Annotated in this window: 9 protein-coding genes; 4 read left to right on the top strand and 5 right to left on the bottom strand. The window is 68.3% G+C overall.

Translation table 11 applies throughout. The features are described from left to right. Positions 1–5,031: immunoglobulin-like domain-containing protein (locus tag AABN02_RS13945; protein WP_338415534.1), on the top strand; the 5,031-nt coding region annotated here is incomplete at its 5' end. 11 nt (positions 5,032–5,042) lie between these two features. Here AABN02_RS13945 and argJ read toward each other — a convergent pair. From argJ to AABN02_RS13925, 4 genes are all read right to left on the bottom strand, one after another. Next, positions 5,043–6,272, bottom strand: coding sequence for a bifunctional glutamate N-acetyltransferase/amino-acid acetyltransferase ArgJ (gene argJ / locus AABN02_RS13940; protein ID WP_338415533.1), 1,230 nt, complete (start codon positions 6,270–6,272; stop codon positions 5,043–5,045). Positions 6,273–6,330: 58 nt separating this feature from the next. Continuing rightward, complete coding sequence (locus tag AABN02_RS13935) at positions 6,331–6,939, bottom strand: GNAT family protein (RefSeq protein ID WP_338415532.1); 609 nt, start codon at positions 6,937–6,939, stop codon at positions 6,331–6,333. A gap of 27 nt (positions 6,940–6,966) precedes the next feature. Further along, on the bottom strand, positions 6,967–9,720 hold the full coding sequence (secA, locus tag AABN02_RS13930) for a preprotein translocase subunit SecA (RefSeq protein WP_338415531.1): 2,754 nt from the start codon (positions 9,718–9,720) through the stop codon (positions 6,967–6,969). A gap of 153 nt (positions 9,721–9,873) precedes the next feature. Next, the gene (locus AABN02_RS13925) at positions 9,874–10,905 is read right to left on the bottom strand and encodes a M23 family metallopeptidase (RefSeq protein WP_338415530.1); all 1,032 of its coding nucleotides are present in this window, start codon (positions 10,903–10,905) and stop codon (positions 9,874–9,876) included. Positions 10,906–10,944: 39 nt separating this feature from the next. On the opposite strand from AABN02_RS13925, the gene AABN02_RS13920 reads away from it, so the two are divergent. Further along, the gene (locus AABN02_RS13920) at positions 10,945–11,247 is read left to right on the top strand and encodes a DciA family protein (protein WP_338415529.1); all 303 of its coding nucleotides are present in this window, start codon (positions 10,945–10,947) and stop codon (positions 11,245–11,247) included. A gap of 95 nt (positions 11,248–11,342) precedes the next feature. Here the strand turns inward: AABN02_RS13920 and gpmA are convergent, their stop codons facing one another. Beyond that, positions 11,343–12,086 carry a 2,3-diphosphoglycerate-dependent phosphoglycerate mutase gene (gene gpmA, locus AABN02_RS13915; protein ID WP_338415528.1) on the bottom strand — a complete coding sequence of 248 codons (744 nt, stop codon included), beginning with the start codon at positions 12,084–12,086 and terminating at the stop codon, positions 11,343–11,345. A gap of 110 nt (positions 12,087–12,196) precedes the next feature. Here gpmA and AABN02_RS13910 point away from each other — a divergent pair, with 110 nt between their 5' ends. Together AABN02_RS13910 and grxC are read left to right on the top strand one after the other, a co-directional pair. Continuing rightward, positions 12,197–12,607: a rhodanese-like domain-containing protein gene (locus tag AABN02_RS13910; protein WP_338415527.1), complete on the top strand. Its 411-nt coding sequence runs from the start codon at positions 12,197–12,199 to the stop codon at positions 12,605–12,607. A gap of 11 nt (positions 12,608–12,618) precedes the next feature. Further along, complete coding sequence (grxC, locus tag AABN02_RS13905) at positions 12,619–12,876, top strand: glutaredoxin 3 (protein WP_338415526.1); 258 nt, start codon at positions 12,619–12,621, stop codon at positions 12,874–12,876. Positions 12,877–12,889: the final 13 nt, after the last annotated feature.

The following is a 12,889-nucleotide window of genomic DNA, read 5'->3' as shown; positions in this document are numbered from 1 at the left end:
GAAGTCGCCTCCGGCTACACGGTTTCACTCTCGCAGCCCGCCGTCACTGACGTCGTCGTCAAGCTCACCTACTCCGGTACGGCCACCGACGGTTCCGACTACACCGCCGTCACCTCCGTCACGGTCCCGGCTGGTCAGACCTCCGCGACGTTCGACATCACCACCATCGACGACGCCCTCGCCGAAGGCACCGAGACCATCACCGTCTCGCTCGGCGAAATCACCGGTGGTGGCTTCGAGGCCATTGCCGGCAACCCGGCACAGGCCACCGTTACGACCTCGATCACCGACGACGCCGGTCCGTTCGGCCCCGGCACGCCTGAGCCCGAGGACACCTGCCTAGTCTCGATCTCCGGCCCAGGCTCGGTCGTCGAAGGCGAAGTCGCTTCCGGCTACACCGTCTCGCTGAGCCAGCCTGCCGTCACCGACGTCGTCGTCAAGCTGACCTATACCGGCACGGCCACCGACGGTTCAGACTACACCGCCGTCACTTCGGTCACGGTCCCCGCCGGTCAGACCTCCGCGACCTTCGACATCGCCACCATCGACGATGCGCTTGCCGAAGGCACCGAGACCATCACCGTCTCGCTCGGCGAGATCACCGGTGGTGGCTTCGAGGCCATTGCCGGCAACCCGGCACAGGCCACGGTCACGGTCACGACTTCGCTCGTCGATGACTCCGGTCCGTTCGGCCCAGAGGACACCTGCCTCGTCTCGATCTCCGGCCCAGGCTCCGTCGTCGAAGGCGAAGTCGCCTCCGGCTACACCGTCTCGCTGACCCAACCTGCCGTCACCGACGTCGTCGTCAAGCTGACCTATACCGGCACGGCGACCGACGGCTCCGACTACACCGCCGTCACCTCGGTCACGGTCCCGGCCGGTCAGACCTCCGCGACGTTCGACATCACCACCATCGACGACGCGCTTGCCGAAGGCACCGAGACCATCACCGTCTCGCTCGGCGAGATCACCGGTGGTGGCTTCGAGGCCATTGCCGGCAACCCGGCACAGGCCACGGTCACGGTCACGACCTCGCTCGTCGACGACTCCGGTCCGTTCGGTCCCGAGGACACCTGTCTCGTCTCGATCTCTGGCCCCGGTTCCGTCGTCGAAGGTGAAGTCGCCTCAGGCTACACCGTCTCGCTGAGCCAGCCTGCCGTCACCGACGTCGTCGTCAAGCTCACCTACACCGGCACGGCCACCGACGGCTCCGACTACACCGCCGTCACCGAAGTAACCATTCCGGCCGGCCAGTCGTCAGCGTCGTTCGACATCGCCACCATCGACGATGCCCAGGCCGAGTCCTGCGAGTCGTACACCGTCGCACTGGGCGAGATCACCGGCGGCGGCTTCGAGCAGATCGCCGGCAGCCCGCTGCACGCGTCGGTGACGACGTCGATCCAGGACGACACCGGCCCGTTCGGCCCCGGCACACCCGGCCCGGAAGACACCTGCCTCGTCTCGATCACGGGCCCCGACGCCGTCGTCGAAGGGGAAGTGGCCTCGGGCTACACCGTCACCCTGTCGCAGGCATCGACCAGCGACGTCGTCGTGCAGCTGAGCTATTCGGGCACGGCCGAAGCCGGCGTCGACTACACCAAGGTGGCGTCGATCACGATTCCGCCCGGGGTGACGTCCTACTCGTTCGGGATCTCGACGCTGGACGATGCGCTGGCCGAAGGCGCCGAGCAGTTCTCGGTCCAGCTGGGCACGGTCAGCGGGGGGTCGTTCGAGGCCATCGCCCTCGACCCGGCCCACACATCCGTCACGACCTCCATCGTCGACGACGTCGGACCGATGGCACCGAACAACCCGCCCGGCACGCCCGACGCCAGCGACACCGTGCTGGTGTCGATCACCGGCCCGGACACCGTGGTCGAGGGCGAAACCTCCGGCGGCTATGTCGTCTCGCTGAGCCAGCCCGCCGTCACCGACGTCGTCGTGCGCCTCGTCTACACCGGCACGGCGACCGACGGCGCGGACTACGTCCGGACCAGTTCCGTGACGATTCCGGCCGGCCAGTCGTCGACCACCTTCCACCTCGCCACCATCGACGACGCACTGGCCGAAGGCACCGAGACCATCACCGTGGCGCTGGGCCAGATCTCGGGCGGCGGCTTCGAGGTCATCGCCGGCAACCCGGCGCAGGCCTCGGTGACCACCGCGCTGGTCGATGACAGCGGTCCGCTGGTGCCCGGCGGCGGCCAGCCACCGGACGCCCAGGACACCGTGCTGGTGTCGCTGACCGGCCCGGGCTCCGTGCTCGAAGGGGAAACCGCCAGCGGCTACACCGTCACGCTGTCGCAAGCGGCCCAGACCGACGTGCAGGTCACGCTGAGCTATTCCGGCACCGCCAGCGGGGGCGCCGACTACACGCAGGTGCTGTCGGTCACGGTGCCAGCCGGACAGACCTCGGCCAGTTTCGATCTGGCAACGCTGGACGACGCCCTCGCCGAAGGCACGGAAAGCATCGTCGTCGCGCTGGGCGACATCACCGGCGGCGGCTTCGAGGCCGTGCTGGCCAATCCGCTGGCGACCTCGGTCACCACCTGCCTGGTCGACGATGTCGGCCCCGGCGGCGCCACACCCGGCGCCGAGGACACGGCACAGGTCTCGCTCACCGGCCCCGGCCAGGTGCTGGAAGGTGAGGTCGCCACCGGCTACACCGTCACGCTGTCGCAGCCCGCCGTCACCGACGTGGTGATCAAGCTCAACTACGCCGGCACCGCCACCGATGGCGCCGACTACACCCGGGTCGCCACGGTGACGATCCCCGCCGGCCAGAGCAGCGTCCAGTTCGACATCGCCACGCTGCCGGACGCCGCGGCGGAGGGCGCGGAGAACTTCACCGTCGCACTGGGCGCGATCTCCGGTGGCGGCTTCGAGGAGATCCGCGGCAACCCGTCCGCCTACGCCGTGACGACCACCATCACCGACACCGCCCATGCGCCGACGCCGCAGGACGATGTCAGCACCGTCCGCGAGGACCAACCGCTCAGCGGCAACGTGCTCGCCAACGACAGCGATCCGGACGGCGATCCGCTGTCCGTGGCCGGCTACACCTGGGGCGATGTCCACCACCCGGCCGGCAGCACCGCGACGCTGCCCGGCATCGGCACGTTGGTCGTCGAAGCGGACGGCCGCTACACCTTCACGCCCGCCAAGGACTACGCCGGCCCGGTGCCGGAAGTGTCCTGCGTCGTCAGCGACGGGGCGCTCACAACGGTGTCCAACCTGACCCTGACGATCGAGGGCGTGAACGATGCGCCGACCCTGCTTGGCACCCGCGTCGCGCTGAGCGAGGCCGGTCTACCCGGAGGACTACCCGATGCCGGCACCGGGCCGCACGCCACCCAGGCCAGCGGCACGCTGCAGTTCAGCGATGTGGACAGCCCCACCCTGCACTTCACGCTCGAAGCACCCACCGGCCTGTACGCCAGCGGCGGCCAAGCCCTGGTGTGGAGCGGCGACGGCTCGGCGGATCAGCCACTGGTGGGAACGGCCGGCGGGCAGGTGGTCCTGAGTGCCACCATCGACGCCCAGGGCCACTACACGGTCGAGCTGCACGGCCCGCTCGACCACCCGGTGCGCAATGCCGAGGACACGCTCACGCTCTCGCTGGGCGTGCAGGTGAGCGACGGCCAGTCCACCAGCTCGGCCACGCTCGACGTGACCGTGCGCGACGACTCGCCCACCCCCTTCTGCACCGCCCGCAGCGCCGACCTGAGCCTGGTGCAGAACAACCTGCTGATCACGCTCGATGTCTCCGGCTCGATGGGCACCCGCGACGGCGTCAACGGCGAAAGCCGCCTGCAGAGCGCGATCAAGTCCATCACGAAGCTGATCGACTCCTACGACAACCAGGGCGAAGTGGCGGTCCGGCTGGTCACGTTCTCGACCACCGGCGCCGAGCGCGGCGACCACTGGATGAGCGCGGCCGAGGCCAAATCCACCCTCGCCTCGCTGTGCGCGGGCGGCAACACCAACTACGACGCGGCACTGGACGCGGCCCGCGGCGCCTTCACCGACAGCGGCCACCTGGACGGCGGCCACAACGTCGCCTACTTCTTCTCCGACGGCCGGCCGAACCTGCCGACGGGCGACGTCGGCATCGACGCCGGCGAGGCCCAGGTCTGGCAGAACTTCCTGAACCAGAACGACATCCAGTCCTATGCCGTCGGGCTGGGCAAGGACGTGCCGGTGTCGGCGCTGGAGCCTGTGGCCTGGAACGGCGTGACCGGCACCGACGACCTGTCGCCGCTGCTGGTCACCAGCTTCTCGCAACTGGACACGGTGCTCGCGCACACGGTGGCACCAGCGATCTCGGGCGACGTGGTCGACGGCGGGCTGCACAGCGTGACCGGCGCCGATGGGGGCCACCTGAGCGACATCGTCGTCAACGGCGTGCACCACCCCTGGGATCCGGCGACCAGTGCCTCGGACACAGTCACCTTCAAGACCGCCACGGGAGGGGAATTCACCTTCGACATGGAAACCGGCCACTACACCTACCAGGCCCCGGCCGGCGCCCGGACGGACTACCAGGAGGTGCTGAGCTTCACCGTCACGGACCGCGACGGCGACACCCGCGCTGGCCACATGACCCTGAGCATCAACGCCGATGGCAGCAGCCGCTACGACGGCCAGTGCACGCCACCGGCACCGACCGAGCCGGCTCCTTCGACCTGCCTGAGCGGCGGCGTGCTGTCCTGGACGCTGGCGGACCACCAGACCGACACGAGCGCCTGCTCCACCACGACCAGCACCAGCACGACGACCAGCAGCGGCAGCGGCGATGGCGGCCTGCACCTCAGCGACGTGCTGGGCAGCAGCGGGAGCCACGACACGCTGTCGAGCTGGAGCGGTTCGAGCTGCAGCACCTCGACCAGCAGCGGTACAGGCGCTGGGACGGGAACGGGCGGCACGTCGACCTCAACCAGCGCCGATGGCCTGAGCAGCGGCTCGACGGTGGACACGCAGCTCGCGCAGACGCTGATCCAGCAGCCGATCGACGCCCTGCACGGCTGCTGAGCCGCCGGCGATCAGCTCCGGTAGTCGGCGTTGATCGTGACGTACTCGTGCGAGAAATCGCAGGTCCAGACCGTGGCGACCGCGTCGCCACGGTTCAGGCCGACGCGCACGGTGATCTCGGCCTGCTTCATCACGCGCTGGCCGTCTTCCTCGCGGTACTGCGGCCGGCGCCCCCCCTGGTGGACGACGTGCACATCGTCCAGGTAGAGGTCGATCAGCGTCTGGTCGAGGTCGGCGATGCCGGCATAGCCGACCGCGGCCAGGATGCGGCCGAGGTTCGGGTCGCTGGCGAAGAAGGCCGTCTTGACCAGCGGCGAGTGGGCGATGGCGTAGGCTGCCTGCAGGCACTCGTCCTCGGTCCGGCCGCCTTCGATGCGCACGGTGATGAACTTGGTGGCGCCCTCGCCGTCGCGCACGATGGCCTGCGCCAGTTGCTGCGACACGGCGATGACCGCGTCGCGCAGCGCCTGGCCGTCCGCCGAGTCGAGCGACGTGATGGTCGGGTTGCCGGCCTGGTGCGTGGCGATCAGCAGGAAGCTGTCGTTGGTGGAGGTGTCGCCGTCAATGGTGATGCGGTTGAAGCTGCGGTTGGCGGCCTCGGTGACCAGCGGCTGCAGCAGCGCGGGGTCGATCGCGGCGTCGGTGGCCACGAAGCCGAGCATGGTGGCCATGTTCGGGCGGATCATGCCGGCGCCCTTGCTGATGCCGGTGACCGTCACGGTCTTGCCGTCGATCACGACCTGGCGCGAGGCGGCCTTGGGCAGCGTGTCGGTGGTCATGATGCCGGCGGCGGCTTCGGCCCAGTTGTCCGCCTTCGCGGCGGCCAGCGCGGCGGGCAGACCGGCCAGGATGCGCTCGCTCGGCAGCGTCTCCATGATCACGCCGGTCGAGAAGGGCAGCACGTCCTCGGGCGCGATGTCCAGCGCCTGCGCCAGCGCGATGCAGACCGAGCGGGCGCGCACCAGACCGTCGTCGCCCGTGCCGGCGTTGGCATTGCCGGTGTTGATGACGATGGCGCGCTTGGCGGGGCCGGCGGCGAGGTGGTCGCGGCAGATCTGCACCGGCGCGGCGCAGAAGCGGTTCTTGGTGAAGACACCTGCGACGCTGGAGCCGGGCGCCAGCAGCACGACGGTCAGGTCACGGCGGTTGGCCTTGCGCACGCCGGCCATCGTGATGCCGAGCTGCACGCCGGCGACCGGGTGCAGGTCCTGGGGATTGGGAGCGGTGAGATTGACGGGCATGGCAGTCTGACGGTCGAAGCGGAAGGAGCGCAGACGCGGCCCTCCCGGGCTTCAGCCCTCAGACGGTGGCCACGCTGTCGCGCGAATCGGCGATTGTAGGGACGCTGTCGGACGACAGGCGCGCCAGCAGGTACTGATCGCACAACTGCCCGCGGGAGTCGCGCTCGACCTTGCGCATCAGCCCTTCGCGCTGCAGGCCCAGGCTCTCGGCGAAGGCCAGCGCGTGCACGTTGCGCACGTCGCACCAGACCTCGATCCGGGCCATGCCGCGGCTGTAGGCCCAGTCCATCAGCGTCAGCGCCGCCTCGCGCACCAGACCGCGCCCGCGCTGGCGGCTGCAGCCGACAAATCCGATCTGGCAGCGCGGCACGCCGAAGTCGACGCTGTGCAGGTCGACACAGCCGACGTAGGTGCCGGTGTCGTGCTCGAAGGCCAGGTACATCACGCCCTCGCCTTCCGTGTCCACCCAGTCGCGCTGGCGCTCGCAGTGCTCGAGCGCCGCCACGGCATTCCAGTGGTGGTGGCCCCAGGCGATGAAGTCCAGGTCGGCCATCGACCGCTGCACGCTCGCATGGAACGCAGGCGCGTGGCGGGGATGGATCTTTTCCAGGCGAAGGCGTCGGCCCGGGATCGTTTCCGGGCTGCGGCGAAAGGTATCAGGTGTCATGGGCATCTCGGCGCGGATGACCGAGGATCAGGTCAGTTTGCCGTGGCAGAGCTTGAACTTCTTGCCGCTGCCGCAGGGGCAGGGATCGTTGCGGCCCGTGCGCTGCATCTGCGTTTCCGACAGTTCCCCCGAAGCGGCCTCGGTGTCCTGCGACACGCTGCCATCCTCGTTCGGGTGGGTGTAGGTGACGTTGGCAAGATGCTCCGCACGCTCCTCGATGGCCACCGCCGCCTGCGCCACTTCTTCCGGATTCTGGATGCGCACCGTCATCAGCAGGCGCGTCACCTCCATCTTCACCACGTCCAGCAGCTGGCTGAACAGCTCGAAGGCCTCGCGCTTGTACTCCTGCTTCGGGTTCTTCTGGGCGTAGCCGCGCAGGTGGATGCCCTGGCGCAGGTAGTCCAGCGCCGACAGGTGGTCGCGCCAGTGCGTGTCGATCGCCTGCAGCAGCACCATGCGGCCGAAGTTGCCGAACTGCGTGGCACCGACCTGCTCCACCTTGGCGTTGTAGGACGCATCCGCCGCCCCGCACACCGCCTCGACGATGTCCTCGTCGGTGGCTTCCTGGCTGGCTTCGACCTGCGCCTTGAGCGGCACGTCGAGCTGCCATTCCTCGCGCAGCGTCTTCTCCAGCCCGTCCAGGTCCCACTGTTCCTCAACGCTCTCGGCGGGCACGAAGGTGCGCGCCACGTCGGTCATCGCGCCGCGGCGCAGGTGCGTGAGCTGTGCCTCGATGTCGGTCTGCTCCAGCAGCTCGTTGCGCTGCTGGTAGATGACCTTGCGCTGGTCGTTGGAGACGTCGTCGTACTCCAGCAGCTGCTTGCGCATGTCGAAGTTGCGCGCCTCGACCTTGCGCTGCGCGCTCTCGATCGAGCGGCTGACGATGCCGGCCTCGATCGCCTCGCCGTCGGGCATCTTGAGCCGGTCCATGATCGCCTTGACGCGGTCGCCCGCGAAAATGCGCATCAGCGGATCGTCCAGCGACAGGTAGAAGCGCGAGGAACCCGGATCGCCCTGGCGACCGGCACGGCCGCGCAGCTGGTTGTCGATGCGGCGGCTCTCGTGGCGCTCGGTGGCGATGATGCGCAGGCCGCCCAGCGACTTGACCTGGTCGTGCAGACCCTGCCACTCGCGCTTGAGCTGCTCGACGCGCACGGCCTTGTCGGCGTCGGACAGGTCCGGCTCGGCCTCGACCAGCTGCACCTGTTTCTCGACGTTGCCGCCCAGCACGATGTCGGTGCCGCGGCCCGCCATGTTGGTGGCGATCGTCACCATCTTCGGGCTGCCGGCCTGGGCGATGATGGTCGCTTCACGGGCGTGCTGCTTGGCGTTGAGCACCTGGTGCGGCAGCCCAGCCTTGTTCAGCATCTCGGAGACGAGTTCGGAGTTCTCGATCGAGGTCGTGCCCACCAGCACCGGCTGGCCGCGGCCGTAGCACTCCTGGATGTCCTTGACCACGGCCTCGTACTTCTCGCGGCTGGTCTTGTAGACGAGGTCCAGTTCGTCCTTGCGCACCATCGGCCGGTTCGGCGGGATCACGACCGTCTCCAGACCGTAGATCTCCTGGAACTCGTAGGCTTCGGTGTCGGCCGTGCCGGTCATGCCGCCGAGCTTGGCGTACATGCGGAAGTAGTTCTGGAAGGTGATCGAGGCGAGCGTCTGGTTCTCGGCCTGGATCTTCACACCTTCCTTGGCCTCCACTGCCTGGTGCAGGCCGTCCGACCAGCGGCGACCGGTCATCAGGCGCCCGGTGAACTCGTCGACGATGGTGATCTCGCCGTTCTGCGAGACGTAGTGCTGGTCGCGGTGGAACAGGTGGTGCGCGCGCAGCGAGGCGTAGAGGTGGTGCACCAGCGTGATGTTGGCCGCGTCGTAGAGCGAAGCGCCCGGCACCAGCAGCCCGGCCTGGGCCAGCAGCGCCTCGGCCTTCTCGTGGCCGTCTTCCGTCAGGAAGACTTGGTGGCTCTTCTCGTCGGCGGTGAAGTCACCCGGCTCGATCACGCCTTCGCCGGTGCGCGGGTCCGCTTCGCCGATCTGCTTCTTGAGGTGCGGCACGACGGCGTTGATGCGCACGTACATGTCGGTGTGGTCGTCGGCCTGGCCCGAGATGATCAGCGGGGTGCGGGCCTCGTCGATCAGGATCGAGTCCACCTCGTCGACGATGGCGAAGTTCAGCGCGCGCTGCACGCGGTCCGCCACCTCGTAGACCATGTTGTCGCGCAGGTAGTCGAAACCGAACTCGTTGTTCGTGCCGTAGGTGATGTCGGCGGCGTAGGCGGCCTGCTTGTCCTCGCGGGACATGTTCGGCAGGTTCACGCCCACCGCCATGCCGAGGTAGTTGTAGAGCCCGCCCATGGTTTCGGCGTCGCGTGCGGCGAGGTAGTCGTTGACCGTCACCACGTGCACGCCCTTGCCGGCGAGTGCATTGAGGTAGACGGGCAGCGTCGCCATCAGCGTCTTGCCTTCGCCGGTGCGCATTTCGGCGATCTTGCCGTTGTGCAGGGCCATGCCACCGATGATCTGCACGTCGAAGTGGCGCATCCGCATGAAGCGCTTGCCGGCCTCGCGGACCACGGCGAAGGCTTCGGGCAGCAGGTCGTCCAGCGAGGTGCCGGCGGCCACGCGCTGGCGGAATTCGGCGGTCTTGCCGCGCAGCTCGTCTTCGGAGAGCTTTTCGAACTGCACCTCCAGCGCGGTCACGCGCTCGACGACACGCCGGTACTGCTTGAGCAGGCGGTCATTGCGGCTGCCGAAAATCTGGGTGAGGAGCTTGGGCAACATGAAGTGGACGCAGGTGCAGCAAACCCGCGGCGGTTCAGCCCATGTCGCGGGTGGGGGATCGGAAGGAGATGAGGTGCGGCCGGGTGAACAGCAGCGTCGGCAGGCCAGGCCGGCACGCGGTTCAGGCGTGCCCTCGGACAGCTTTTGAGTTTATCACCGGGACTTGCGGCGGCTGACCGCTGGGGTCACCGCGGCCGAGGCGCGCTCGGCGGCATCGAGACTTTCACCTCGGGCGAGGAACTTTGCGGGATCCTGGGGCACATCTTCCAGCAACACCTCGAAATGCAGGTGGGGTCCGGTCGAGCGACCCGTGCTGCCGACGAGCGCCACTTCCTGGCCCCGGCGCACCAGATCACCGGGCTTCACCAGAATCTGCGAGGTGTGGCCGTAGCGGGTCACCAGGCCGTTGCCATGGTCGATCTGCAGCGCCAGGCCATAGGCGCCGTCTTGCTCGGCCTCGATCACGCGGCCGCCGGCGGCGGCATGGATCGGCGTGCCGATGGGCGCCGGAAAGTCCAGCCCGGTGTGCAGCGCTGCATGGCGGTTGAACGGATCGATGCGGAACCCGAAGCCGGAGCCCACCGTGCCGTCCACGGGCGCGATGCTGGGCACCATGAGCATCTCGAGGCGTTTGGTCAGCAGCCGGGATTCGACCAGCACGAACACATCGCCAGACCGGTCCGCCTGGCTGTCGAGTTGCGACATCAGCTGGTTGATCTGTTCGCCAGGCTGGCCCTTCGCTGGCACGAACGGGCCACCACGTCCATCCACGGCGGCGGGTGCCGTCGCGGGCGCCGGCGCACTCGAGGTGGGCGCCTTGCCGGCGTCATCGAGCGCCCGCAATTCTTCCGGCTTGATGCCCGCCAGCCCGGCCACCCGGTCACCGACCGCCTCCAGCTTGAGCAGCTTGGCCTGCAACTCGCCGACCTTCTGGGCCATCGCGTCCAGATTCTCGCGGGTAAAACGCTCGCGCTGGACCGCGTCCCGGCCCAGCACCGGCCCGACGATCTGGCTCACCACCGGCCAGCCATCGCGCACGGCCTTGAGAAAGACGAAGTGGTAGACGGTGCCCGACAGCAGCAACATCGCCACCACGAGCGCCGACAGGATCAGCCACAATTGCGTCGGCCGCACATGCATGGAGCGCGTGCGCGCCAAGCCGCCATGGGTGATCAGGATATCCATCGTCGCTTCATTCCTCTGCCGAAACCGGCTGCCACTGCAGTGCCGGACGCTGTGCCACTGGGTCAGGTACTGGACCGCTGCGAACCCCTGCTGCGTCTGCAGCAGCGGCTGGCCGCGGCCAATGCCCACATGGACGCCGTGCGTCCGCTCCTTCCGCCCGCGCTGTCGAAGCACGTGCGGTCAGGTCCGACCGATGCGGAAGGCTGGACCCTGCTGGTGGCCAATCCGGCCGTCGCCGCCAAGCTGAGGCAGCTCCTGCCCCGGCTGGAGGCCGCACTGCGCCAGAAAGGCTGCGCCACCAGCCGGATCCGGATCCGGGTCCAGGCCCCGTCGATCACCTGATTCCGCCACACGAACCGGGGATGCCGAAGCACCCCCGGTTGTGACATTTTGCATGCAATCGTGGGCGAAGCCTTTCAAGGTCCTGAGTAAACAACTCAGGCTTTGCCCTGATTGGCCACCGCTGCAGCCGCCTTGGCCGCAGCTTCGGCGTCGCCAAGGTAGTAGCTGCGAATCGGCTTGAGGTCGGCGTCCAGCTCGTACACGAGCGGAATGCCGTTGGGGATGTTGACGCCGACGATGGCGTCGTCGCCGATGTTGTCGAGGTACTTCACCAGTGCGCGGATCGAGTTGCCGTGGGCGGCAATGACGATGCGCTTGCCGGCCTTGATCGCGGGCGCGACCGCGTCGTTCCAGAACGGCATCACGCGGGCGACCGTGTCCTTCAGGCACTCGGTCAGCGGGATCTGGTCCGGCTGGAGCTTGCTGTAGCGCACGTCCTGGCGCTGGCCGCGCGGATCCTCGGCGTCGAGTGCCGGCGGCGGCGTGTCGTAGCTGCGGCGCCAGACCAGCACCTGCGCGTCGCCGTACTCCTTGGCCATGTCGGCCTTGTTCAGACCTTGCAGGGCACCGTAGTGGCGCTCGTTGAGGCGCCAGCTGTGCACGACCGGCAGCCAGGTGCGGTCCATCTGGTCCAGCGCGTGCCACAGCGTCCAGACAGCGCGCTTGAGGACCGAGGTGTAGGCCACGTCGAAGTCATAGCCGGCCTCCTTGAGCAGGCGGCCGGCCTGCTTGGCCTGATCGACCCCGGTGGGGGTGAGTTCGACATCGGTCCAGCCGGTGAAACGGTTCTCGAGATTCCAGGTCGATTCACCGTGGCGGATCAGCACGAGCTTGTACATGGCAGGCAGCAATTGGGTTGGTTGACAGGACAACAGGTTGAAAACTAGCGCGAATTCTATAATCGAGACCCTGTCCAACCTTGGCCGGCGGCCCGCCGGCGCCCACACCTGTGAACTTCCTCCTCGACAACTGGATCTGGCTGCTGACGGCCGCGGCCTCGGGTGGCGCGCTGCTGTTGCCCATGCTGGGCAAGGGGGCTGGCGCAGATGCCATCTCGCCGGCCGAAGCCGTGCAGATGATCAACCGCGAGAAGGCCGTCGTGATCGACGTCTGCGAAAGCGCCGAATTCAGCGCCGGGCATGTGGTCGGCGCCCGCAGCGTCCCGCTGGCGACGCTGGAAGGCAGCAAGGGTCTGCCCACCAACAAGACCCTGCCGGTGGTGCTGGTCTGTGCGTCCGGTGCCCGTGCGCGCCGCGCCGCCGCTACCGTGCGTGGATTGGGGCACCAGCGCGTGCACGTGCTGCAAGGCGGAATGGCCGGCTGGCGCGCCGCCGGGCTTCCGATCGAAAAGTCTGCCTGACAGGAACCGCCATGAAGCCCGTGAAGATGTACACCACGCAGGTCTGCCCCTACTGCGTGCGCGCCAAGATGCTGCTCAAGCAACGCGGTGTGGCCGAGATCGACGAGATCCGCATCGACCTGCACCCCGACCAGCGCGAACACATGATGAACGTGACCGGCCGGCGCTCGGTGCCGCAGATCTTCATCGGCGACACCCACGTCGGCGGCTGCGACGACCTGATGGCGCTCGACAGCGCCGGTGGCCTCTTGCCACTTTTGCAGGATTGAGGGCCACCCGCTC

The sequence above is a fragment of the uncultured Sphaerotilus sp. genome, assembly GCF_963924895.1.
Lineage (GTDB): Bacteria > Pseudomonadota > Gammaproteobacteria > Burkholderiales > Burkholderiaceae_C > Sphaerotilus.
The sequence above is the reverse complement of the archived record's forward strand: the minus strand, read 5'-3'. Positions and strand labels throughout refer to the sequence as shown.